Here is a 22,884-nt window from a genome sequence, read left to right as displayed (position 1 = left end):
AGACCCCTCATGACGAACCGACCGACCCTCGAACCCGCCGCCCAGGCCTTCGCCGACGCCACCGCCCAGCCGCCGTACCTCTACCAGATCCCCGTGGCCGAAGGCCGCAAGGCCGTGGACGACGTCCAGAGCGGCGAGGGCGTTCCCCTGCCCGCGGTCGACGAGGAGTGGGTCACCGTCCACGGCGGTCCCACCGGCGACGTCCGCGCCCGGATCGTCCGCCCGCGCGGCGCCACCGGCCCCCTCCCCGTCGTCCTCTACCTCCACGGCGCGGGCTGGGTCTTCGGCAACGCCCACACCCACGACCGGCTCGTCCGCGAACTCGCCGTCGGCACGGGGGCGGCGGTGGTCTTCCCCGAGTACGACCTCTCGCCCGAGGCCCGCTACCCCGTCGCCATCGAGCAGAACTACGGCGTCGCCCAGTGGATCGCCCGCGAGGGCCACCACAAGGACCTCGACGGCACCCGCATCGCCGTCGCGGGCGACTCCGTCGGCGGCAACATGACCGCCGCCCTCACCCTCATGGCCAAGCAGCGCGGCGACGTCCGCCTCGTCCACCAGGTCCTCTTCTACCCCGTCACCGACGCGAGCTTCGACACCGACTCGTACCACGGGTTCGCCGAGGGGTACTTCCTGCGCCGCGACGCCATGAAGTGGTTCTGGGAGCAGTACACGACCGACGAGGCCGAGCGCGCCCAGATCACCGCCTCCCCGCTGCGCGCCTCCACCGAGCAGCTCACCGGCCTGCCGCCCGCCCTGGTCGTCACCGCCGAGGCCGACGTCCTGCGCGACGAGGGCGAGGCGTACGCGGCGAAGCTCCGCGCCGCCGGCGTCCCCGTCACCGCCCTGCGCGTCCAGGGCGTCATCCACGACTTCGTGATGCTGAACGCGCTGCGCGAGACGCGGGGCGCGGAACTCGCCATCGGCCTCGCCGTCGACACCCTGCGCAAGGCCCTCGCATGACCGGGCCGTCCACGAGCATGCCGGTGGCGGGCCTCGCCCCCGCCCGGCGCCGGGAACCCGCGCAGGCCGACCTCCTCGTCCGCAACGCCAAGGTGTTCACCGGCGACCCCGCCCGCCCCGGGGCCCGCGCCGTCGCCGTCCGCGACGGCCGGGTCGCGGCCCTCGGTGACGACCACGACCTCGCCCACCTCGTGGGGCCGGGCACGCGGGTCGTCGACGCCCTGGGCCGCCGGGTGATCCCCGGCCTCAACGACTCGCACCTGCACGTCATCCGGGGCGGCCTGAACTACGTCCTGGAGCTGCGCTGGGACGGCGTGCGGAGCCTCCGCCACGCCCTGGCCATGCTGCGCGAGCAGGCCGGCCGCACCCCCAAGGGGCAGTGGATCCGGGTCGTCGGCGGCTGGACCGCCGAGCAGTTCGCCGAGCGCAGGATGCCGACCGTCGCCGAGCTGAACGCCGCCGCGCCCGACACCCCCGTCTTCGTCCTGCACCTGTACCAGTCGGCCCTGATGAACCGGGCCGCCGTGCGGGCGGCCGGGTTCACCCGCGACACCCCCGATCCCCGCGGCGGCCAGATCGTCCGGGGCCGGGACGGCGAACCCAACGGAGTGCTCCTCGCGGCGCCGGGCGCGCTCATCCTGTACTCCACCCTGGCCAAGGCACCGGCCCTCGACGAGGCCGACAAGCGGACGTCGACACGGCACTTCCTGCGGGAGCTGAACCGCTTCGGGCTGACCTCCGCGGTCGACGCCGCCGGCGGGTTCCAGAACTTCCCCGACAACTACGCCACGGTCGTCGACCTCGCCAGGTCGGGGGAGCTGTCCCTGCGGATCGCCTACCACCTCTTCCCGCAGACGGCCGGTCAGGAACTCGCCGACCTGAGGCGCTGGACCGAGACGGTCAAGCCGGGGGACGGGGACGAGTGGCTGCGGCTGAACGGCGCGGGCGAGAACCTGACCTGGGCCGCCGCCGACTTCGAGAACTTCTCCGAGCCCCGGCCCGAACTCGCCGCGGGGTACGAGGGAGAGTTCGAGCAGGCCGTCCGGCTGCTGATGGAGAACGGCTGGGGCTTCCGGCTCCACGCCACCTACGACGAGACGATCCGCCGCGACCTGGCCGTCTTCGAGAAGCTCGCGGCCGAAGGGCTGTTCCCGGGCGGCAACCGGTGGCTCTTCGACCACGCGGAGACCGTCTCGGCCGACAGCCTCGACCGGATCGCGGCCCTCGGCGGCGCCCTGTCCGTCCAGAACCGCATGTCCTTCCAGGGCACCGCCTTCCGCGACCGCTACGGCGCCGAGGCCGCCGCCCACGCACCGCCGGTCCGGGCCATGCTCGACCGGGGCCTGACCGTCGGGGCCGGAACCGACGCCACCCGCGTCTCCTCGTACAACCCCTGGGTCGCCCTCCACTGGCTGGTGACCGGCAGGACCGTCGGCGGCACGGCGCTCTCCCCGACCGGGAACCGGATCGACCGCGAGACCGCCCTCGACCTCTACACCCGCGGGGGAGCCCGGCTCACCGGCGAGCAGGACGTCAAGGGAACCCTGCGCGAAGGCTCGTACGGCGACCTCGCGATCCTCTCCGACGACTACCTCACCGTGCCCGAGGACGTCATCCCCGACATCGAGTCCGTCCTCACCGTCGTCGGCGGCCGGATCGTCTGGGCGACCGCCGAGTACGAGGGCCTCGACGAGGCCGTCCCGCCGGTGAGCCCCGAGTGGAGCCCCGTGGCCCACTTCGGCGGCTACCAGAGCGGTGCCCGACAGGCGTCGCTCGTGGCCGAGGCCGTCGCCGAGTCCGAGCAGCACCGCCGCTGGCGCGTCGCGCGCGGCTCCGCTCCCGAGACGACGCCGTCCTTCGTCGACCCCTGCTTCGACCACTGAAAGGGAGATCCACCCGATGACCGCAGCCTCCCCCGCCGCCGACGGCGGCGACACCCCGGCGACTCCGCCGGACGTTCCCCCGGAACGCCGTTTCGAGCCGGACCTCCGGTCGATGACCCGGATCAACCTGCGCCCCATCGCCTCGCCCATGCCGCTCGGCTTCTTCACAATAGCCATCGCCTCCGTGATGACGGGCTGCCTCCAACTCGGGCTCTTCGACGAGGAAGCCCGCGCCGCCGTCGCCTTCACCGTGCTGCCTGCCTTCGTCCTCCAACTCCTGGTGAGCGTCCTGGCCTTCGGCGCCCGTGACGTGATCGCGGCGACGCTGATGGCGGTGTTCGCCGGCAGCTGGCTGCCGTACTCGCTCGTCATGCTCAGCGGCGCACCCGACGGCCTTCGGGTCCTCGGCGTGTTCAACCTGGCGCTCCTCTGCTTCGGGGCGCTGATGACGGCCGTGACCCGGCCCAAGCGCGCGCTGTGGTTCGTGCTCGCGGCCTCCCTGCCCCGTTGGGCCTCCACCGGACTCGCGGGCGTCACCGGCGCGGAATGGCTGACGCGCACGTCCGGCGCGCTCGGCCTCGTGGTGGCGCTCGTCGCGATGTACACGGCGTTCGCCCTGATGCTCGAGGACATGCGCAGCGAGCAGGTCCTGCCCATCGGCCGCAGCGGCCCCGCCCACCTCGCCGTGGAAGGCGACCTGGCCGTCCAACTCCGCAACCTGGAACGCCAGGCCGGCGTGCGCCGCACGCTCTGACCCCGACCCACCCACCACGTCACATCACGACCGCACAGGAGCACCCATGGAACCGCAGGTGACGGACCGGCCCGAGAAGTCCCGGTACGAGATCCTCGCCGGCGACGACGGCACCGAGACCGCGGGCTTCGCCGAGTACCACCTCTCGGAGGGCGAGATCGCCTTCATCCACACCGAGATCGATCCCCGGTTCGGCGGCCAGGGCCTCGGCGGGCTGCTCGCCCGCGGCGCCCTTGACGACGCCCGGGCCCGCGGGCTGCGCGTCCTGCCGTACTGCCCCTTCATCCGGGGCTGGATCGGCAAGCACCCCGCATACGCCGACCTGGTGCCCGAGGCGCGCCGCGCCCGCTTCGGTCTCTGAGACGCCCCGACACCACCTCCCGCCCCCGCCACCCACCGAGGAGTTCTCCCGTGCCCCGACACGCCCGCCCCACCGTCGTCCTGGTCCACGGCGCCTTCGCCGACGCGTCCGGCTTCGCCCGCGTCATCCCCGAACTGACCGCCGCCGGCATGGCGGTGGTGGCCCCGGCGGTGCCCAACCGCGGCCTCGTCGACGACGCCGCGTACATCGCCTCGGTGATACGGGCCGTCGACGGCCCGGTGGTCCTGGTGGGGCACTCCTACGGCGGCGCCGTCATCACCCTCGCCGGCGCGGAGGACAACGTCCGCGCCCTGGTCTACCTCGCGGGCTACGCGCTGGAGGAGGGCGAGAGCCTCGGCGAGCTGCAGGGCCGCTTCCCCGACTCCGGCCTCGCCGACGCACTCGTCCGGACCCCGTTCCCGGTGGCCGGCTCCACCGAGACCGGCACCGACGTCTCGGTGGCGGTCGACCGCTTCCCCGAACTGTTCGCGGCCGACGTCGAGCCCGAGCTCGCCGCGGTGCTCGCCGTCTCCCAGCGCCCCCTGGCCGCCCGGGCCTTCACGGAGAAGGCACCGGTCGCGGCGTGGAGGACCAAGCCCTCGTGGGGCCTGGTCGCCTCCTCCGACCGGACCATCAACCCCGACGTGGAGCGCTACGGCTACGAGCGCGCCGGCATGACCACCGTCGAGGTCGACTCCTCCCACCTGGTCATGCTCTCCCGGCCCGGGGCCGTGGTGGAGCTGATCCTGGACGCGGTCCGGTCCACCGCCCGCTGACCCGATCGTTCGAGATGGGGCGATTAGTCGATGTGTTCGAGCGCTGATAGCTTCTGACCGCCCCCGAGAACCTTTCGGCGGGCGATCGGAGGAGACACACCCATGAGGTTCGGCGCGAGGTCCGCGCTCGCCGTCATCACCCTCGCCGCCCTCGCCGCCGCCTGCGGTGTTCCGCAGGACAGCGCCCCGCGGTCGCACACCACCGCGGACTGCGGCCGGTACGCCCGGTACGGCAAGCACCCCGGCACCGAGGTCACCGTCTACGGGGAGAACCGGGACCGGGAGGCCGACCTGTTCGAGGAGACCTGGGCGGACTTCGCGGACTGCACGGGAATCGACGTCCAGTACGAGGGGGACGGGGAGTTCGAGGCCCGGATCCAGGTCCGGGTGGAGGGCGGGAACGCGCCCGACGTGGCCTTCTTCCCCCAGCCCGGACTCCTGGAACGCTTCGCGCGGGACGGGAGGCTCAAGCCCGCGAGCGCCGGACTCGTGACCCTCGCGAAGCAGGGCTGGTCGGCCGACTGGAACGGCTACGCGACCGTCGACGGCACCCTCTACGGCACGCCGCTGGTCGCGAACGTGAAGTCGTTCGTCTGGTACTCCCCGAAGTTCTTCCGCGACAGGGGACTGAGCGTCCCCCGCACGTGGTCCGAGCTGATGGCCCTGACCGAGAAGGTCGCGGCGTCGGGCGTCAAGCCGTGGTGCGCGGGCATCGAGTCCGCCGAGGCGACCGGCTGGCCCGTGACGGACTGGATCGAGGACGTCCTGCTGCGCCAGCAGGGCACCGGTGTCTACGACCGGTGGGTCGCCCACGAGATCCCGTTCGACGACCCGCGGGTGATCAAGGCCATGGACACCGTGGGATCCGTCCTCAAGAACGACCGGTACGCCAACGGCGGCTTCGGCCCGGCCCGGTCGATGGCGTCGATCTCCTTCCAGGAGGCCGGCACACCGATCCTCTCCGGCGACTGCGCGATGCACCGCCAGGCCTCGTTCTACGCCGACCTGTGGCCCGAGGGCACCGAGATCGGACCGGACAAGGACGTCTACGCCTTCCTCCTGCCGGGGGCCGCACCGGCCGACCGCCCCGTACTGGGCGGTGGGGTGTTCACCGCGGCGTTCGCCGACCGCCCCGAAGTGCGGGCGTTCCAGGAGTACCTGGCCTCCGCGGACTTCGCGAACGCGCGCATGAGGAAGGGCCCGTTCGTCTCGGCGAACAGGGGAGCGGACCCGGCGAACGCCGCGACCCCGGTCGACAGGCTCTCGATCCAGCTGCTCCAGGACCCCGGGACACAGTTCAGGTTCGACGGCTCGGACCTGATGCCCGCGTCGGTCGGCGCGGGGACGTTCTGGAAGGGAGCCGTCGACTGGATCGGCGGCGCGAGCACCCGGCAGGTCGCCCGCTCCATCGAACGGTCCTGGCCGAGCCGCTGATGTCGTTCGACGCTGTCGCCCAGCAGCCCAAACTGCTCTATCTGCTCCAGGGCGTCGCCGCCTTCGCGGCGGTGGTCGCCCTGGTCCTCCTCGCGCTGCACCGGGGGCCGGTACGGAGGAGGGCCGCGGCCCTGATCCTGCTGGCCCCCGCGCTGCTGCTGCTCACGGTCGGTCTCCTCCTGCCCGCTCTGCGCACCCTGGCGCTGTCGTTCACCGACGGCGGGGGAGACGCGTGGGCCGGCCTCGACAACTACGTGTGGCTGTTCACCGACCCCCGGGCGCTGGTGGCGCTGCGCAACACCCTGGCGTGGGTGGTGCTGGTGCCGCTGACGGCGACCGCGGTCGGCCTCCTCTACGCGGCGGCCGTCGTACGGTCGCGGTTCAGGACGTTCGCGCTGTCCCTCCTCCTGATGCCGATGGCGGTCTCCTCCGTCGGCGCGGGCGTCGTCTGGAAGTTCGTCTACGCCTACCGTCCCGCCGGGGCCGAGCAGATCGGACTGCTGAACCGGCTCGTCGTCGCGTTCGGCGGCGAACCGCGGCAGTGGCTCGTCGACTCTCCCTGGAACGTCCTGTTCCTCGTCGTGGCGACGGTGTGGACACAGGCGGGCTTCGCGGCCGTCCTGCTGGCCGGAGCGATCAGGGCCGTCCCCGGTGAGCTGACCGAGGCGGCCCGACTCGACGGCGCGTCCCCCCGGCAGATCCTCCGGCGGATCATCCTGCCGTCGATCAGACCCACGCTGCTCGTCGTGCTCCTCGCCCAGGCGATCGGCACCCTCAAGGCCTTCGACATCGTCAGGACCATGACCGGCGGACAGTTCGGCACGGGCGTCGTCGCCCACGAGATGTACGACCAGGCCTTCCGCTACGGGGAGACGGGCCGCGGCGCGGCGCTCGCCGTGCTCCTCCTCGCCCTCGTCACCCCCTTCGTCGCCCACCAGGTCCGGGCGCGGCGGAGGGCGGGGTGAACGGAGTCCGGGAGCGCCTGGCCTCCCGCGCCCTCACGTCGGTCGCCGTGGTGATCGCGGTCCTCTGGACGACACCGGCCCTCGGTCTCCTGCTCTCCTCGTTCCGTCCCGAGGAGGAGACCAGGACGACGGGCTGGTGGACCCTGTTCGGTGCGCCGCACCTCACGCTCGACAACTACGGCGAGGTGCTGTCCGGCGGCGGGAACGGGTCGGGGCGGCTCGCGGAGTACTTCGTCAACTCCGTCGTCATCACCCTCCCCTCGGTGCTGTTCCCGCTTGTCCTGGCCTTCTTCGCGGCGTACGCCCTGGCCTGGATCGACTTCAGGGGCCGGGACGCGCTCGTCGTCGGCGTCTTCGCGCTCCAGGCGGTGCCGCTCCAGATGGCGCTCGTCCCCCTCCTGAAGCTCTTCTCCCAGGGCTGGCTGTTCCTGCCCGCGTGGCACCTCACCGGCCCCGCGCGGTTCGGCCAGGTCTGGTTCGCCCACACGGTCTTCGCGCTGCCGTTCGCGGTGTTCCTCCTGCACAACTTCCTGGCGGGGCTGCCCCGGGACCTCGTCGAGGCCGCCCGCGTCGACGGCGCCTCCCACGGGACGCTGCTGCTCCGGATCGTGCTGCCGCTGGCCCGCCCCGCCCTGGTCGGCTTCGCCGTCATCCAGTTCGTCTGGGTGTGGAACGACCTCCTCGTGGCACTGACCCTGACCGGCGGAACGGCCGAGACCGCGCCGATGACGGTCAGACTGGCGAACATGGCCGGGACGTACGGCGGCGACTGGCAGCGGCTCACCGCGGGAGCCTTCGTGGCGGCGCTCGTTCCGCTGCTCGTCTTCCTCTCCCTCCGGCGGCACGTCGCACGGGGACTGCTCGCCGGATCGGTCAAGGGATGAGCCCCGGCCGGCCCGAGGAGCCAGCCGCGGCGGCGGGGCTGAGCCGGCCCGGACTGCGGGGCCGCGAAGCCGAACTGGAGCGGCTGCGCGCCCTGGTCGAGGCCGTGCGCGACGGCGAGGGAGGAGCGACCGCGCTGCTCCTGGGCGAGCCCGGCATCGGGAAGACCGTCCTGCTGCAGGAGACCGTCTCGATCGCACGGGCCCACGGATTCCTCGTCAGCCACGGACGAGCCGAGGAACTGCACGAGCTGGCACCGCTCGCCTCCCTGGCCTCGGGCCTCCTGCACGGCGACCCGCCGCTGCTGTCCGGCACGGACTTCGCGGACCTCGCGGGCCACCACGACCAGCGCATCTGGCTCGTCGAACGGCTGGCCCAGCTGATCGAGGAGCGCTCGGCGGGCACGCCCGTACTGATCGCGGTCGACGACGTCCACTGGGCCGACCCGCTGAGCCGGTTCGCCCTGAGCGTCATGCCCGCACGGCTGCTCAGCTCCCCGGTCCTCTGGCTGCTCACGGGCAGGAACGACCCGGAACCGTACGCGCAGGGGCCGCGGACGACGACCCTCCCCCTGCGGCCGCTGTCCGCGACGGCCCTGGCCGAGCTGGCACGCGACGTCCTCGGAGGAGACGTGCCGGCGCGGGTCGAGGAGCTCCTCGACGGGGCCGGAGGCAACCCCTTCCTCGCGGCCGAGATGCTCTCGGGCATCGCGGCGTCGGGCGCGGACGGGCCGGAACCGCCCGAGCGGCTGGTCCTCGGCGTACGCGGCCGGCTGGCCGGCCTCCGGCCGGACACCCTCCACTTCCTGCGGATCGGCTCGGTGCTCGGCCCCGCGTTCTCGCTCGCGGACGCCGCCGCCCTGTGCGGCCGGCCCGCCTCCGGACTCAGCTCCGAAGTGGACGAGACGATCGCCGCCGCACTCCTCCACGACGACGGCGAACGCCTCCGGTTCCGCCACGACCTGCTCCGCCAGGCGGTGTACGCCGACCTCGCCCCCTCCGTACGCCGGGCGCTGCACCGGGAGGCCGCGACCCGGCTCGTCGCGGCGGGCCGGAGCCCCGCCGACGCGGTCCCGCATCTGCTGCAGAGCGCCGAACCCGGCGACCAGGAGGCGATCGGGCTGCTCGGCACGGCCGCCGCGGACGTGATCGCCGTGATGCCCGGTCTCGCCGCCGACCTGGCCGTACGCGCCCTGGAACTCGTACCGCCGCACGCGCCCATGGTGTTCGACGTGGGAGAACGGGCCGTCGTCGCGCTGACCCGCGCGGGCCGGTACACCCGGGCACGGGAGACCGGCGACGCGCTGCTCGCCCGGCGGCCGCCCCTGGACGTCTTCGCCCGTCTGCAGTCCGTACTCGGCGACGCGCTGTGGCACCTCGACGACGTCCACGAGCTGACCCGCCGCTCGACGGCGGCGCTGGCGGCCGTCACCGAACCGGCGATCCGCGCCCGGCTCACCGCCCGGCAGGCCCTGGCCCGGTCCCGCGGGCGCGACCTCGACGCCGCTCGCGAGACCGGCGAACGGGCGCTCGCCGAGGCGGAGCGGTCCGGTGACCGGGAGGCCCGCGTCCTCGCGCTGTGGGGCCTCGGCGAGATCGCCCTCAACGCCGGCGACTGCGCCGCCGCCGTCGAACACCACACGGCGCTGAGCGTGTTCGACACGGCCTTCCTCGCGGAGGAGGCCGTCGCCCGGATCCACATGGACGACTTCGACACCGTACGGCGACTGCTCCGGACGGCGGGAGACGCCCCCCTGCGCCCCGCGATGCTGATCTGGGCCCAGGGAACCCTGAACATGGGACTCGGCCGGCTCGACGACGCGGACGCCGACCTCGTCACCGCCGAGCGGCTCGAAGCGGACCTCCGCGTGCCCGGCAACCTGGTCAACATCCGCGTCAACCGCGGTCTCCTCGCGCTGCTGCGCGGCGACCGCGCAGCAGCGCGGGCACACCTGGACGTCGTGCGGACGGCCGTGGCCGACCGGCCGAACACGGGCAACCACGCCACGCACCAGTACTTCGAGGCCGTCGTCGCCGACTCCGACGGCGACCACGCGACGGCGGCCGAACGGCTCCGCTCCGCGCAGCGGGACCACCCCTTCCTCCGGTGGCGGCTCCTGCGCCCGCACGTCGTCCAGGCCGTGCGGATCGCCCTGCGCGGCGGGGACCGGAGCCTGGCCGAGGACCTCGCGGCCCAGGCCGCCGCCCACGCCGCCCGCAACCCCGCCGTGCCGACCGCCCGGGGGACGGCCGCCCACGCGGCCGCCCTGGTGAACGGCGACCGGGGACTCCTGGAGCGGGCGGTCCGCGTCCTCCTCACCGGCCCCCGGCCGCTGCCCCTCGCCGCCGCGTCCGCCGACCTCGGGCGCGCGCTCCGCACGGCCGGCGACCCCACCGCGGCATCCGCCCTGACCAGGGCGCACGACATCTACGTCCGGGCCGGGGCCGACGCGGAGGCCGACCGTCTCCGGGCCGATCAGGAACGGGCCGCCGACCGGCCCGGCAGGCGCACCGGACGCCTGCGGCCACGCCCCGACCAGGGCTGGGAGGCGCTCACCGCCTCGGAACGCAAGGTGGCCCGGCTGATCGCCGCGGGTCACACCAACCGGTCGGCCGCGGAGGCCCTCGTCGTCTCCCCGCACACGGTCAACACCCATCTGGCGTCGATCTTCCGCAAGCTCGCGGTGCGCTCCAGGGTCCACCTGGCCCGGATCGTCCTCGCGGAGGACGACGCCGGAACGGCCGCCGACGACTGAGCCACCTCTGCGCCCCCGTGCAAGGCGCGGTGCGCGGTACGGCAACAGGAGGCGCGGGACCGGTCCTAGCGTGACGGGCGTGCCGCGCCGCTCCGACGCGCGGACCAGTCCACCCGAAACGAGGGAACCCCCATGCCGTACATCACCGTGGGCCAGGAGAACACCAACCCCGTCGAGCTGTACTTCGAGGACCAGGGGACCGGCCGGCCCGTCGTCCTCATCCACGGCTTCCCGCTCGACGGCCACTCCTGGGAGCGCCAGAGCGCCGCGCTGCTCGACGCCGGATACCGCGTGATCACGTACGACCGCCGCGGCTTCGGCCAGTCCTCGCAGCCGACCACCGGCTACGACTACGACACCTTCGCGGCCGACCTGAACACCGTGATGGAGACCCTCGACCTGAACGACGCCGTCCTCGTCGGCTTCTCCATGGGCACCGGCGAGGTCGCCCGCTACGTCGCCACGTACGGCTCCGCCCGCGTCGCCAAGGTCGCCTTCCTCGCCTCGCTGGAGCCCTGCCTGCTCAAGACCGACGACAACCCGGACGGCGTCGCCCCGAAGGAGTTCTTCGACGGAGTCGTCGCCGCGGTGAAGGCCGACCGCTACGCCTACTACACCGCCTTCTTCCAGGACTTCTACAACCTCGACGAGAACCTGGGCACCCGCATCAGCGAGGAGGCAGTCCGCAACAGCTGGGACACCGCGGCCCGCGGCGGCTCCTTCGCCGCCTCCGCCGCGCCGGCGACCTGGTACACCGACTTCCGCGCCGACATCCCCGCCGTCGACGTGCCGGCCCTGATCCTGCACGGCACCGCCGACCGCATCCTGCCCGCCGAGGGCACCGCGCGCCCCTTCCACAAGGCCCTTCCGTCCGCCGACTACGTCGAGATCGAGGGCGCCCCGCACGGCCTGCTGTGGACCCACGCCGAGGAGGTCAACACGGCCCTCCTCGCCTTCCTGGCGAAGTGACGCCGCACTGTCGACCCGCCGGCGCCGGGCTCGCCCCGCCCATGGCGGCGCGCCCGGTGGGGGAGGAGCCCGAGGACGACGTCACGGTCCTCGAACGGCGACTCGCCGACCCGCGCTTCGACTGAGACGGGCCCCGGGCCGGGCGACGGCCCGGGGCCGCGCGTGGTTCATACTGTTCCGCCGTATGAGCGTGAACCGAGTGACGACGAGGACCGTGCCCGAGGAGCTCGACGGCGTACGGACACCCCTCCGCGGCAGGGACGCCGAACTGGCCTTCGTCGGGGCGCGGCTCGACGCGCTCCACCGGGGCGAAGGCGGGATCGTCCGCGTCGAGGGGCCCGCCGGGATCGGCAGGTCCAGGATCCTCGCGGAGGCCGCGACGGCCGCGAGGCGGCGCGGGACGCGGGTGTTCGAGGGGGCGGCGGACCCCGACGAACAGTTCGTGCCGCTCGGCCCGCTCCTCGAAGGCGTACTCGCCGGCGAGGAACCGCTGTCGGGCGCCCAACGCCTCCGGGACCTCGCCACGACACCCGGCCAGCGGTTCTGGCTGCTTCAGGAACTGGGGGACCGCCTGCGGGAGGCGGCTCGGAACGGACCCCTGCTCGTCGTCCTCGACGACCTCCAGTGGTGCGACGACCTGACCCTCCTCACCTTCCACACCCTCGCGGCGGGACTCTCGTCGCACCCGATCCTGTGGCTGGTCGCCGTGCGCGGCGGCAGCGTGCCGCCGGGAGTCCGGACGACCCTGGACAGGATCCGTCAGGCGGGCGCACACGAGCTGGTCCTCGGAGCGCTGGGGGACCGGGCGATCGCCCGGATCACCGAGGACGTCCTGGGCGCCCCTCCCGACCCGGACGTCCTCCGCCTCGCCCACCGCGCCGAGGGAGTGCCCCAGCTGCTGGTCGAACTGCTCGGTTCGCTGCGGGAGGAGGAGGTGACGATCGAGAACGGCACGGCCGCACTGCCGGCCGGCCCCCCCCGCCCCACGGGAACTCCCCTCCGTCGTGCGCCGCCTCGACCAACTGTCCGCCGAGGCACGGGAACTGGTGCAGACGGCAGCCGCCGTGGACGGCCCGGTCACCGTCGCACTGCTGGCCGAACTGCTCGGCAGGCCCTCGGCGGCACTCATCACCGCCGTACGGGAATCCCTCGACGCCGACCTGCTCGCCGAGAGCGGCGACCGCCTCGCGTTCCGCCACGACCTGATCCGCGAGGCGGTCGAAGCCGGACTCCCCCTGCCCCTGCGTCAGGCCCTTCGCCGTCAGGTCACCGGGCCGCCGGCGGGACGCGCGGCCTCCCCCGCCGCCCGCCCCGGGCCGCCGGCGGGCCCCGGAGACGCCGCGGAGGCCGACCGGCTGCGCACCGAAGCGGCGGAACTCGCGGCCACCGCTCCGGGACCGGCCGCCGAACGCGGTCTCAAGGCCCTGGAGCTCACCCCGACGGACGCTCCGGAGCGCCCGCGGATCATCGCCGAGACGATCCCGCTGCTCTGGCAGACGGGCCGGGCCGCCCAGGCGCACGAGCTGGGAACCTCCGCCCTGGCGGCCGGCGGCCTCGGACCCGAGGACGAGGCGCGCATACGCCTCGCCCTGGCACGCCTCGCCGTACCGTTCGACTTCTCCGAGGCGGTCCGGCAGGCCCGCGCCGGGGCGGCACTGCCCGGGATCTCCGTGGCCGCGAGGGGCCGACTGCTCGCCATGCTCGCCGTCGGCCTGTCGATGTCGGGCGAGCACGCGGCGGCCGAGCAGGTCGCCGCGGAGGCGTGGGAGACCGCGGCGGCGGCGGGGGACCGCACCGCCGAGGCCACGCTGACGACGGTCCGTTCGGCCGTCGGTTTCCACCGGATGGACCTGACCGAGGCGTTCCGGCAGGCCGAGCGGTCCGCCGCGCTGGCCGACGCCCTGGGCGTCAGCACCTCGCTGTGGGTGCCGGAGGCCTTGTGGCACGCCCTCCTGTCGCACACCACCGGACGCACCGCGGAGGCGCTCGCCGCCACGGAGGAGGGCATCCGGCTCACCAGGGAGCAGGGCCGGACGGCCGCCACCCGCATGTGGCGCATGACCCGCTCCCGCGTCCTTCTGGAAGCCGGACGGCTGACGGACGCCCGGGCCGACGCCGAAGCCGCGTCCGAGGCGACCGACGGTCCCGGGCCGGGCAACCTCGCCGACGTCACGAGCCGGTACGTGATGATGCGCGTCGCCCTGCACACCGGCGACCGGTCGGCCGCACGAGCGCACGCGGCGGAGGCGAGGCGGATGCGGAGCGACGGCGCGCCCGTCGTCCGGCACTTCGGCTCCTGGATGCTGGCACTGATGGCCGACTTCGAAGGCCGGCCCGACCGTGCCATGGCCGAACTCGACGAGGTGATGACGTCACCCGCCGCGGACCGGCCCGCCTACGCCGGCCTGATCGACCCCGCCGACGCCCCGGTGCTCGTCCGTCTCGCGCTGCGCGCCGGCGCGCACGAACGGGCCGTGCAGGCGGTCGCCCTGGCCGAGCGGCGCGCCGTGCTCAATCCCGACCTCACGTTCCTCGCCGCCACCGCCGCGCACGCCCGGGGGCTCCTGGACAACGACCTCGGCCCTCTCGTACGCGCCGTCCGGCTGTACGAGGACTGCCCCCGGGTGCTGGCGCGGGCATGGGCGCTGGAGGACGCGGGACGCAAACTGGCGGCCACCCGCAGGCCCGAAGCGGTGCCGTACTTCGAGACGGCCCTCGCGCTCTACGCGCGGGCGGGCGCCGAACAGGACGGCGCACGGGTGCGCCGGCGCCTGCGGGCCGCCGGTGTCCGCAGACGGCCCGCGCCGGCCGGACTCGACGGCACGTGGCCCGAGTTGACGGCGGCGGAGACACGGGTGGTACGGCTCGTGGCCCGAGGTCTGACCAACCGGCAGGCGGCCGAGGAGCTCTCCCTCTCGCCGCACACGGTGAGTTCGCACCTGCGCCGGGCCTTCACCAAGCTGGACGTCACCTCGCGCGCGGAGCTGACCCGGCTGGTGAAGCACCGCGACCACGGAGAGTAGTCGCTTCGTATCCCACGCGGGCGTCACGGCAATGAACGATTCGTGCGATGTGCCGGCGTCGTCGTCTCCTCAGAATGATCAAGAACCGCGGAACGGAGGAGTCCGCGGGAACGGTCGATCGAGAGGAACAGCGCATGACCGCAAGGCTCCAGCGAGCCCGCCCCGGCAGTCCCGAGCTCCAGGCACTCGTCGACGAGCTCGCGGAGCGGCTCGGCCGGTCCGTCGCCGTCGACGACCCGCTGGTCCGCATGGTCTGCACGAGCCGCCACTTCGGCGACGAGGACCCGGTGCGCATCGTCACCCTGCTGCAGGGCCGCGCCGACAACGCGGCCATCCGCCACGTCCTCGCCCAGGGCGTGACCCAGTGGTCCAGGCCCGGGTTCATCGAAGGGCGTGACGACCTCGGACTGCTGCCCCGCTACGTCGTGCCGCTGCGCGAACGCGGGCACCTCCTCGGACTGCTCGTGGTGGTCGTGCCCGAGAAGACGCTGGAGGAGAAGGAGACCACCGCCATCGCCCGGGCCGCGGACGCCATGGCCGCCCAGATGTACGGAGAGCACATCGCCGCCGACACCCGGAAGGCCGACGAGCGGGACCTGGCCCTCGCACTCGTCGGCGCCGACGTCGCCGCACGCACCGCGGCGCGCCGGCGAGGCAAGGAACTCGGGCTGATCGGGGCGGCGGAGCACGTCCTGGTCACCGTCGTCCAACTGAGCTGCGGGACGGAACTCGTGAGACAGTCCGAGGCCGCCCTGTGGGCGGCGCTGGAGGGCTTCCGGCAGACGCGCTCCGCCCAGGGCCTCATCGCGATCGGCAAGGAGCGGGCGATCCTGCTCCAACTCCGCGACCGGCCGCCGGGCCCGGACGAGGTCGCCGCCCAGTCCGCCCGCATCCTCGACGAACTCCGCACCTTCCTGGACCCGTCGGCCGACCCCGTGGTCGGCGTCGGCGGTCGGCACGCCGGCCTGGACGAGGCATGGACCTCGTACGAACAGGCGCTCGTGGCGGCCCGCGCGGCGCGCCGACTGCCCTCCCTGAGGAGCGCCGGCGACTGGGAACTCCTCGGGGAACTCGCCGTGCTGCTCCAGCTCCCCGAGCACGCCCTGAACGCGTCCCTGGTCCCGAAGCCGCTCCGTGCCCTGAGCGAGGCCCACGGCGGCGACCGCCTGCGGGACACCCTGCGCTGCTTCCTCGAACACGCGGGGTCGATCCCCAGGACCGCGGACACGCTGGGCATCCACCGCACCTCGCTCTACTACCGCCTGCGCCAGATCCAGGAGATCACCGGATTCGACCTCGACGACGGCGCCCACCGGCTCACCCTGCACCTCGGCCTCAGGATCGAGGAGCTCCTCGCCCCGGGCGACGACGCGGCCGCCTGACCGCGGACCCGCTTCGACAAAGCGAGGAGGATCCACGGCCCGATTCCTACAGCTCGCGGTGGTGCGGGCGACGGGCCCCATTCGATGATGTCCGGGACGGGCGGGACCGACACACCGCCTCTGACCAGGGGAGAGGTCATGGAGGAACTGATCACGACGGACGGCGCGCGGCTCGCGTACCAGGACACCGGCGGCGAGGGCGTCCCGCTGGTGATGCTGCACGGCTGGGGGCAGACGCAGGCGATGTTCCGCCACCAGGTCGAGGGTCTCGCGCCCGGCCGTCGCGTCGTCACCGTCGACCTCCGCGGCCACGGTAAGTCCGGCAAACCGCGTCACGGCTACCGCATCGCCCGGCTCTCCCGCGACGTGCTCGAACTCGTCGACCACCTCGGGCTGGACCGTTTCGACGCGCTGGGCTGGTCCATGGGCGTCTCGGTGTGGTGGAGCTTCGTCGACCAGTACGGGACCGGCCGGATCCGGCGCCTCGTCGCCGTCGACCAGCCCGCGGCGGTCGCCGCCGTGCCCTGGATGACGGAGCGGGAACAGCGGGACTCCGGCGCCATCTTCGACGTGTCGGGGCTGTTGTACCTGGGCGCGGCACTCGCGGGGCCGGAGGGCGACACGTTCCTCGCCGACTTCGTGCGCGGCATGTTCACCGGCGAGCCCGACCCCGAGGTGCTGGCCTTCGTCACCGAGGAGATCCGGTCGACACCCGCCCACGCGGGCGTACCGCTGCTGTTCGACCACTGTGCGCAGGACTGGCGCGACGTGCTTCCCCGGATCGACGTGCCGACCCTGGTGATCGGCTGCGAGGGAAGCCATGTGCACCCCGATTCCCAGCGCTTCGTCGCCGAGCGGATTCCCGGCGCACGCCTGCACGTCTTCGCCTCCGACGTGGCGAGCTCGCACTTCCCCTTCCTGGAGAACCCGCCGGCCTTCAACGCCGTGGTGGAGAAGTTCCTGGCCGAGGAGCCGGCGAACGGGGCGTGAACCCGCCCTCCGCCCGCACGAACCCACGACCAGGAACCCCCATGAGCCTCACACTGACGTCACCCGCGCCCGGACGGGTGCCCCGGCAGGCGTCCGATCCGGCCCCGTCCCCCTCCCGCTCGGGGTGGCTGGTCCAGATGGTCTCCGAGATGCCGGACACGAACGACCGGAACCACGTCTACCTCGGCGTCCACGTCCGTGGGCCCGTCACCGTCGTCCACGAGCGCGCCGAAACCCTCTTGGAGCCGAACGACCTGGTCTTCTGCGACCCGGCCCGACGGCACCTGCTGCAGTTCGGCGCCGACTGCCGGATGATCTTCTTCCGGGTGCCCCGCTGCTACCTGGGCGTCACGGAGTCGGAACTGGACCGGGTGCTCGGCGTACCCGTGCGCGGCGGGGAGGGCATCGGGGCGCTGGCGTCCGACTTCCTGACCGCGCTCGCGGCCAGGGCGGAGTTCCGCCGGTCCACGATCGGGGACCGGCGTGCCAGGACGGCCGTCCACCTCCTCTCCGTCCTGGTCATGGAGCTCCTCGAAGCGGACACGACGGACGAGGCCGACGACGCGTCCGCCACCGGCAACGAGATGCTGTCCCGCATCCGCGCCCACATCGAAGAACACCTGAGGGACCCGGACCTGTCACCGGACTCGATCGCACGCGCCCACCACATCTCCGTCCGGTACCTGCAGAAGCTCTTCCAGAACGACGGCAGCACGGTGAGCCAGTGGGTGCGGCAGCGCAGGCTCGAGTCCTGCCGGTTCGAACTGGGCCGCTCCCACCGGAGGATCACCATGGCCGCGATGGCGCACCGCTGGGGCTTCAGCAGCCCCTCGCACTTCAGCCGCACCTTCCGCGGCGCCTACGGCATGAGCCCCAGCGAATGGCAGGCGCTGGCGACCTCGGCCTTCGCCCCGACGCACCCCGGCACCCGGGACGAGCCGAGGCGCTGAGACGCGTGTGCGCCGTCATGACAGCGTGGTGGCGCGCGGGGACAAGAGGCGCCGTCTCCCCGGCCCTACCGTGAGCAACCGTCGCACGGACCTCTGCCGAATTCCGGGCCGCGCCCCGACCGTCGTCGTGACGACGCCCCGCACGCGGACCGACACTGAGAAGAGAACTCGCATGCCCAACCCCACCGTCGTCCTCGTGCACGGCGCCTTCGCCGACGCGACAGGCTGGATAGGCGTCATCTCGGAACTCCGGAGCAGCGGCATCCCGGTGATCGCCCCGCCCAACCCGCTCCGGGGCCTGACCGCGGACGCCGCCTACCTCGCCTCGGTCCTGGCGCAGATCGAGGGCCCGGCGGTACTCGTCGGCCACGCGTACGGCGGTGCGCTGATCACCGTGGCCGGTGCCGCGGAGAACGTCGTGGGGCTCGTCTACGTGGCCGCCTACGTGCCCCACGAGGGCGAGAGCCTCGGTCGCCTCCAGGGGGACTTCCCCGACTCCCCGCTGACGGGCCACTTGAAGGAGTGGACGTACCCGCTCCTCGACGGCGGCTCCGCGGTCGAGGTCACGATCGAGGAGACGGCCTTCCCCTCCGTCTTCGCGGCGGACATGCCGGAGGACGTCGCCGGCGTGCTGGCGGCTGCCCAACGCCCGCTCGCCGCGGCCGCGTTCACCGAGAGCGCGTCCGCGGCGGCGTGGCGGACGAAACCGTCCTGGGCCCTGGTGGCCGGGGCGGACCGCACCATCGGCCCCGAGGTCCAGCGCTTCGGCGCCGCACGGGCCGGATCCGTCGTCGTCGAACTCCCGGACGCCTCCCACGCCGTCGCCCTGTCCGAGCCCGCACGGGTCGCCGACCTGATCAGAGCCGCCGTACGGGCGACGAGCTGACCGGAGGACCACGACGCGGAGAACCGAGGAGCTGCTCCCCACGGGCACGCGGGTCGGCCGCGCGACCGGCCGGCCCGGCACCGGCGGAAGGGCGTGAGACGGTCCGCCGGGGAAGCCTCTTCAGAGATCGGAGGAGGCCGGGGCCAGTGGAGCGTCCGCTCCGCTTTCCGGCGGGCCGGCGGGCCGTGAGGGGGTGTAGGCGCGGACGGCGAGGGCCAGGGCCGCTTCGGCCTCCCGTACCGTACGGCGGACGATCTCGCCGGCCGGCAGTATCTCGTGCACCAGGGCCACGGACTGACCGCTGAAGGGCAGGTACTCGTCACCGCCACCGGACCGGATCGCGGCCAGCACCCGGGGAACGGTCTCGGCCGGGTCCACTCGTTCGGGATGCTCGCGCAGGGCGTCCACCAGCGGGGTCCGCAGGACGCGTGGCACACCGGAACTGCCGGGGCGGTTGAACGGCGGCAGGATCCGCTCGCTGCCCACGGCCTTCACCGCGTCGGTGGCCGAGGACGCGACGATCCGGTCCTTCCACGCCCGTGACACGCTCATCTCCTCCGAGGCGAGGAAACGCGTCCCCATCAGCACGCCCTGGGCCCCCAGGGTCAGGGCCGCCGCCAGACCACGGCCGTCGGCGATCCCGCCGGCCGCGACGACGGGCACCTCGCCCGCCATGTCGACGACCTGGGGGACCATGACCATCGTGGCGACGTCCCCGCCCTGTCCGCCGGCCTCGCCGCCCTGTGCGACGAGCACGTCCGCACCCGCCCCGAGCGCCTCCTCGGCCTGGCGGGCGTCGGAGACCTGCTGGATCCAGAGGATGCCGGCATCGTGCGCGCGGGCGACGAGATCGGGCGCCACCGCCAGGTGGAAGGAGATCGCGACGGGTCGTTCCTCCAGCGTGGCCCGGAACGCGTCCTCGTCGAGCGGCCGCGTCGTGTGGTTGATCGCGAAGGGCCGGTCCGTCAGCTCCCGGAGCCGGGCCCACTGCTCCCGCAGCTCCGGAGCGCTCCGCAGGGCCGTGCCCAGGCTCCCGAGCCCACCGGCCCGGCACACCGCCGCGGCGAGGTCGACCTCGTCCCAGGGGCCGAACGCCGCGCAGACGACGGGTGCCTCGATACCGAGCAGGTGACATACGGGGGTGGTCAGCATCACGACCTCCTCAAGCTCCGGCCGTCCCCGACGCGAGGCCAGGCCGATCGCTCCTCCGTCCCATCATCCCGTGGGCGACGGTTCGAGGCATGCCGGACCGACGCGGCACGGCCGGGGCCCGCACCGTCGGTCTCGGTGCGGGCCCCGGGTTCTGCGCGCGATCGGGCGTCAGCCCTGGGGCACCGCGACGTACGCCTCCTGGGGCGTGGCGGTCGGCGTGTAGCGGGACGCGGCGGTCGTGGTCGGGAACAGATCCCGGTGGATCACCTTGGCCACGGCCTGGATCGTGTTCACGCCGTAGTTCATCGTGCTGTTGCCGTCGGTGAGCACGGTGATCGTGTAGTCGTGGCCGCCGCCCTGGAACGTGCCGACGCTGTGCACGCGCCAGCCGCGCGTGGAGCGCTGCAGCCAGCCGTTCTTGACGTGCTTGGACACGGACGAGGGTGCACCGGCCGGGGTGCCCCACCTCTGCGAGGTGATGACGTTCCCCATGAGCTTGAGGATGTAGGCGCGGGCGTTGTCGCTCAGGACGGTGTTCCTGGCGGTGATCAGCGAGAGCAGCCGCTGCTCGTCGGTGACGTTGATCCGGGTGAGCCCCCAGTAGCCGCCGGACCCCGGCACCGTCGTCGTCATGCCCGCGGCCGCCAGGAAACCCTTCACCTTGGTGACGCCGAGCTGGTTCCACAGGGAGGTGGTGGCCGCGTTGTCGGACTTGGTGATCATGGCGGTGGCGAGGCTGGTCTCGCGTGAGGTCAGGTACCGGTTGGTCTTCTTGGCGTCCCACAGGAGCGTGGCGAGGACGGTCACCTTCACGACGCTGGCCGAGTCGTACGAGGTCGTGGCGCGCAGGGTACAGGTGGTGTTGGTGGTGCGGTCGCGCAGGCCGACGGCGACGGTGCCGCCGCGCGTGGCGAGGGCGGCGGTGATGTCCTTCTGCAGCTTGGCGGCGAGCCCGGCCTTGCCGGACGTGCAGCCGACCTGCGGCGCGGTGGCGGCGGAAGCGGGTGCCGCGCCGGCGACGACGGGCACGAGCATCCCGGCGGCGGCCACGGCCGGAAGCACGCGGGCACGCAGGGATATGCGGTGAGTCATGTGGGTCCCCCCTGGAAGCGAAACGAACACGCGTACGGCGTGCTCGCCGTGTACGACGTCCAGGGGGTGCGGATGGTTGTACGAATCCGGCGAGATCGGGGAATCAGGTGTCCCGGCCTCCGGCGGGCGCCGGACCGACGGCCCCGGTGGGATCAGAGGCGGGCCAGCGCGCGCCGGGCCGCGTTGTACCCGCACATGCCGTGCGCGCCCGCTCCGGGCGGGGTGGCGGCGGAGCACAGGTACACGCCGGGGATGCCCGTGGCGTACGGGTCGAGCGCCACGCGCGGCCGGAAGAGCAGCTGGAGGGGGTCGTTGGCGCCGGTCACGATGTCGCCGGCGACGTAGTTCTCGTTGTGCCGGCTCAGCTCCGTGGTGGTGCGCACGTACGTGGCCCGGATCCGGTCCCGGAAGCCGGGGGCGTACCGCTCGATCTGCGCGGTGACCGCCCCGGTGGCGTCGCCCGTGTAACCGGCCGGCACGTGGGCGTAGGCGTAGAGCGGGTGCACGTCGCCGGCCGAGCGGGTCGGGTCGGCGAGGTACTGCTGGCCGACGAGGACGAACGGCCGCTCGGGCATCCGGCCGGCCGCCACCTCCTTCTCGGCGGCGGCGATCTCCGCGACGCCGCCGCCCAGGTGCACCGTGCCGGCGGAGCGCGAGCCCTCGTGCGCCCACGGCACACCGCCCTCGACGGCGTAGTCGACCTTGAACGCTCCCGGCCCGTGCCGGTACCCGGTGTACGCCCGGCGCACTCGGGCCGGCAGCCGGTTCCCCGCGATCCGGGCGGCGGCGGACGGCGAGGTGTCCAGCATGACGAGGTCCGGGGCCTCCAGTTCCTCCAGCGAAGTCACCCGGCGGCCGGTCTCGAACCGCACCCCGTACTCGGTCGCGCGGCGGACGATCGCGTCCCGGATGCCGACCGAACCGCCCTCGGCGACCGGCCAGCCATAGGCGTGCGCGGCCGTGGTCAGGGCGACCCCGATGGCGGAGGAGAACGGCGTGCCCAGCGGCCGGAAGGCGTGCGCCGCCGTGCCGATCCACAGGGCCCGCGCCTCGGGCGAGCCGAAGCGCCGGGCGAGCAGCGTGGCGGGCAGGCCGCCGTACAGGCCGAGTCGGGCCAGGTGGAACGGGTGGCGCGGGAGGTGCAGGACCGGCTGGAGGAACTCCTGGCTGATGGTGCCGAACCGCTCGGTGAGCGGGCCGAAGACGGCCTTCCAGCCAGGGCCGCCCGCCCCGAGGCCGGCCGCCGTCCCGGCGACGGAGCGGACGGCCACGGCCCCGCGCCCGCCGTCGAGCGGATGGGAGAACTCGGTCGGTGCCCAGCGCCACTTCAGCCCGGCCCCGGCCAGGTCGAACCGCTGGGCGAAGGCGGAGCCGGGCCCCAGGGGGTGCATGCCGGAGCACTCGTCGTGGACGAGACCGGGCAGGGTCAGTTCGCCGGAACGGACGCCGCCGCCGAGGACGTCCGCGGCCTCGACGACCCGGACGCTCACGCCTTCGGCGGCGAGGGTGAGGGCGGCGGCGAGCCCGTTGGGCCCGCTGCCGACCACGACTGCTGTCGTCATGCGACGGCTTCCTTCCCGTGAGGGCGCGCACGTCCCGGCGGTCCCGCCCGACGATACCCAGGGCGGCGTTCCTCACGAAGCACTCCCGGGCGGCCCGGCGGACCG

Annotated in this window: 19 protein-coding genes and 1 pseudogene; 17 read left to right on the top strand and 3 right to left on the bottom strand. The window is 73.6% G+C overall.

Going from position 1 to position 22,884, the window contains the following annotated elements; translation table 11 throughout:
- Positions 1 to 9 precede the first annotated feature (9 nt).
- From ACIGW4_RS02950 to ACIGW4_RS02870, 17 genes and pseudogenes are all read left to right on the top strand, one after another.
- Positions 10 to 963: an alpha/beta hydrolase gene (locus tag ACIGW4_RS02950; RefSeq protein ID WP_399578094.1), complete on the top strand. Its 954-nt coding sequence runs from the start codon at positions 10 to 12 to the stop codon at positions 961 to 963.
- Positions 960 to 2,846 (top strand): amidohydrolase, encoded by a 1,887-nt coding sequence (locus ACIGW4_RS02945; protein ID WP_399578092.1) that lies wholly within the window; start codon positions 960 to 962, stop codon positions 2,844 to 2,846. The genes ACIGW4_RS02950 and ACIGW4_RS02945 overlap by 4 nt, the downstream gene beginning before the upstream one ends.
- Before the next feature lie 16 nt (positions 2,847 to 2,862).
- A complete protein-coding gene (locus ACIGW4_RS02940; protein ID WP_398706464.1) occupies positions 2,863 to 3,600 on the top strand; it encodes a GPR1/FUN34/YaaH family transporter in 738 nt (245 codons plus the stop codon).
- Positions 3,601 to 3,646: 46 nt separating this feature from the next.
- Entirely contained in the window at positions 3,647 to 3,961 is a 315-nt protein-coding gene (locus tag ACIGW4_RS02935; RefSeq protein ID WP_123456885.1) for a GNAT family N-acetyltransferase, read from the top strand.
- Between the two features lie 50 nt (positions 3,962 to 4,011).
- Complete coding sequence (locus tag ACIGW4_RS02930) at positions 4,012 to 4,737, top strand: alpha/beta fold hydrolase (RefSeq protein WP_123456886.1); 726 nt, start codon at positions 4,012 to 4,014, stop codon at positions 4,735 to 4,737.
- Positions 4,738 to 4,839: 102 nt separating this feature from the next.
- The gene (locus ACIGW4_RS02925; RefSeq protein WP_399578088.1) at positions 4,840 to 6,171 is read left to right on the top strand and encodes an ABC transporter substrate-binding protein; all 1,332 of its coding nucleotides are present in this window, start codon (positions 4,840 to 4,842) and stop codon (positions 6,169 to 6,171) included.
- Positions 6,171 to 7,136, top strand: a complete 966-nt coding sequence (locus tag ACIGW4_RS02920) for a carbohydrate ABC transporter permease (RefSeq protein ID WP_399578087.1) — start codon at positions 6,171 to 6,173, stop codon at positions 7,134 to 7,136. Before ACIGW4_RS02925 ends, ACIGW4_RS02920 begins: the two co-directional genes overlap by 1 nt.
- Positions 7,133 to 8,020: a carbohydrate ABC transporter permease gene (locus tag ACIGW4_RS02915; RefSeq protein WP_399578084.1), complete on the top strand. Its 888-nt coding sequence runs from the start codon at positions 7,133 to 7,135 to the stop codon at positions 8,018 to 8,020. The genes ACIGW4_RS02920 and ACIGW4_RS02915 overlap by 4 nt, the downstream gene beginning before the upstream one ends.
- Positions 8,017 to 10,773 carry an ATP-binding protein gene (locus ACIGW4_RS02910; protein WP_399578081.1) on the top strand — a complete coding sequence of 919 codons (2,757 nt, stop codon included), beginning with the start codon at positions 8,017 to 8,019 and terminating at the stop codon, positions 10,771 to 10,773. The genes ACIGW4_RS02915 and ACIGW4_RS02910 overlap by 4 nt, the downstream gene beginning before the upstream one ends.
- A 132-nt stretch (positions 10,774 to 10,905) precedes the next feature.
- Positions 10,906 to 11,742 (top strand): alpha/beta fold hydrolase, encoded by an 837-nt coding sequence (locus ACIGW4_RS02905; RefSeq protein WP_123456891.1) that lies wholly within the window; start codon positions 10,906 to 10,908, stop codon positions 11,740 to 11,742.
- Positions 11,739 to 11,867: a hypothetical protein gene (locus ACIGW4_RS02900; RefSeq protein ID WP_398706475.1), complete on the top strand. Its 129-nt coding sequence runs from the start codon at positions 11,739 to 11,741 to the stop codon at positions 11,865 to 11,867. Before ACIGW4_RS02905 ends, ACIGW4_RS02900 begins: the two co-directional genes overlap by 4 nt.
- Before the next feature lie 59 nt (positions 11,868 to 11,926).
- Positions 11,927 to 12,379, top strand: a pseudogene (locus ACIGW4_RS02895) (ATP-binding protein); the annotation flags it as partial.
- A gap of 367 nt (positions 12,380 to 12,746) precedes the next feature.
- The gene (locus tag ACIGW4_RS02890; protein ID WP_399578078.1) at positions 12,747 to 14,765 is read left to right on the top strand and encodes a LuxR C-terminal-related transcriptional regulator; all 2,019 of its coding nucleotides are present in this window, start codon (positions 12,747 to 12,749) and stop codon (positions 14,763 to 14,765) included.
- 134 nt (positions 14,766 to 14,899) lie between these two features.
- Entirely contained in the window at positions 14,900 to 16,147 is a 1,248-nt protein-coding gene (locus ACIGW4_RS02885) for a PucR family transcriptional regulator (protein ID WP_399578076.1), read from the top strand.
- Between the two features lie 138 nt (positions 16,148 to 16,285).
- Entirely contained in the window at positions 16,286 to 17,137 is an 852-nt protein-coding gene (locus ACIGW4_RS02880; protein WP_359589626.1) for an alpha/beta hydrolase, read from the top strand.
- A 41-nt stretch (positions 17,138 to 17,178) separates the two neighbouring features.
- The gene (locus tag ACIGW4_RS02875; protein WP_399578071.1) at positions 17,179 to 18,087 is read left to right on the top strand and encodes a helix-turn-helix domain-containing protein; all 909 of its coding nucleotides are present in this window, start codon (positions 17,179 to 17,181) and stop codon (positions 18,085 to 18,087) included.
- Positions 18,088 to 18,259: 172 nt separating this feature from the next.
- A complete protein-coding gene (locus ACIGW4_RS02870; RefSeq protein WP_123456896.1) occupies positions 18,260 to 18,973 on the top strand; it encodes an alpha/beta fold hydrolase in 714 nt (237 codons plus the stop codon).
- A 120-nt stretch (positions 18,974 to 19,093) separates the two neighbouring features.
- Here the strand turns inward: ACIGW4_RS02870 and ACIGW4_RS02865 are convergent, their stop codons facing one another.
- The 3 genes from ACIGW4_RS02865 to ACIGW4_RS02855 all read right to left on the bottom strand — a co-directional run bounded on the left by ACIGW4_RS02865 (position 19,094) and on the right by ACIGW4_RS02855 (position 22,779).
- A complete protein-coding gene (locus ACIGW4_RS02865; protein ID WP_123456897.1) occupies positions 19,094 to 20,125 on the bottom strand; it encodes a nitronate monooxygenase family protein in 1,032 nt (343 codons plus the stop codon).
- Positions 20,126 to 20,293: 168 nt separating this feature from the next.
- On the bottom strand, positions 20,294 to 21,217 hold the full coding sequence (locus tag ACIGW4_RS02860; RefSeq protein ID WP_185094720.1) for a serine hydrolase: 924 nt from the start codon (positions 21,215 to 21,217) through the stop codon (positions 20,294 to 20,296).
- A gap of 152 nt (positions 21,218 to 21,369) precedes the next feature.
- Positions 21,370 to 22,779, bottom strand: a complete 1,410-nt coding sequence (locus ACIGW4_RS02855) for a phytoene desaturase family protein (RefSeq protein ID WP_399578068.1) — start codon at positions 22,777 to 22,779, stop codon at positions 21,370 to 21,372.
- Positions 22,780 to 22,884 lie beyond the last annotated feature (105 nt).

Origin of the sequence: Streptomyces sp. NPDC053513 (genome assembly GCF_044544765.1) — a bacterium.
Classification (GTDB): Bacteria; Actinomycetota; Actinomycetes; order Streptomycetales; family Streptomycetaceae; genus Streptomyces; species Streptomyces litmocidini.
This window is presented reverse-complemented; position numbering and strand designations above follow the sequence as displayed.

What these genes read in the sequence shown, in the direction of transcription:
- ACIGW4_RS02950 (WP_399578094.1), top strand. Translation starts at nt 10, where the DNA reads ATGACGAACCGACCGACCCTCGAACCCGCCGCCCAGGCCTTCGCCGAC.
- ACIGW4_RS02945 (WP_399578092.1), top strand. Translation starts at nt 960, where the DNA reads ATGACCGGGCCGTCCACGAGCATGCCGGTGGCGGGCCTCGCCCCCGCC.
- ACIGW4_RS02940 (WP_398706464.1), top strand. Translation starts at nt 2,863, where the DNA reads ATGACCGCAGCCTCCCCCGCCGCCGACGGCGGCGACACCCCGGCGACT.
- ACIGW4_RS02935 (WP_123456885.1), top strand. Translation starts at nt 3,647, where the DNA reads ATGGAACCGCAGGTGACGGACCGGCCCGAGAAGTCCCGGTACGAGATC.
- ACIGW4_RS02925 (WP_399578088.1), top strand. Translation starts at nt 4,840, where the DNA reads ATGAGGTTCGGCGCGAGGTCCGCGCTCGCCGTCATCACCCTCGCCGCC.
- ACIGW4_RS02920 (WP_399578087.1), top strand. Translation starts at nt 6,171, where the DNA reads ATGTCGTTCGACGCTGTCGCCCAGCAGCCCAAACTGCTCTATCTGCTC.
- ACIGW4_RS02910 (WP_399578081.1), top strand. Translation starts at nt 8,017, where the DNA reads ATGAGCCCCGGCCGGCCCGAGGAGCCAGCCGCGGCGGCGGGGCTGAGC.
- ACIGW4_RS02905 (WP_123456891.1), top strand. Translation starts at nt 10,906, where the DNA reads ATGCCGTACATCACCGTGGGCCAGGAGAACACCAACCCCGTCGAGCTG.
- ACIGW4_RS02885 (WP_399578076.1), top strand. Translation starts at nt 14,900, where the DNA reads ATGACCGCAAGGCTCCAGCGAGCCCGCCCCGGCAGTCCCGAGCTCCAG.
- ACIGW4_RS02880 (WP_359589626.1), top strand. Translation starts at nt 16,286, where the DNA reads ATGGAGGAACTGATCACGACGGACGGCGCGCGGCTCGCGTACCAGGAC.
- ACIGW4_RS02875 (WP_399578071.1), top strand. Translation starts at nt 17,179, where the DNA reads ATGAGCCTCACACTGACGTCACCCGCGCCCGGACGGGTGCCCCGGCAG.
- ACIGW4_RS02870 (WP_123456896.1), top strand. Translation starts at nt 18,260, where the DNA reads ATGCCCAACCCCACCGTCGTCCTCGTGCACGGCGCCTTCGCCGACGCG.
- ACIGW4_RS02865 (WP_123456897.1), bottom strand. Translation starts at nt 20,125, where the DNA reads ATGCTGACCACCCCCGTATGTCACCTGCTCGGTATCGAGGCACCCGTC.
- ACIGW4_RS02860 (WP_185094720.1), bottom strand. Translation starts at nt 21,217, where the DNA reads ATGACTCACCGCATATCCCTGCGTGCCCGCGTGCTTCCGGCCGTGGCC.
- ACIGW4_RS02855 (WP_399578068.1), bottom strand. Translation starts at nt 22,779, where the DNA reads ATGACGACAGCAGTCGTGGTCGGCAGCGGGCCCAACGGGCTCGCCGCC.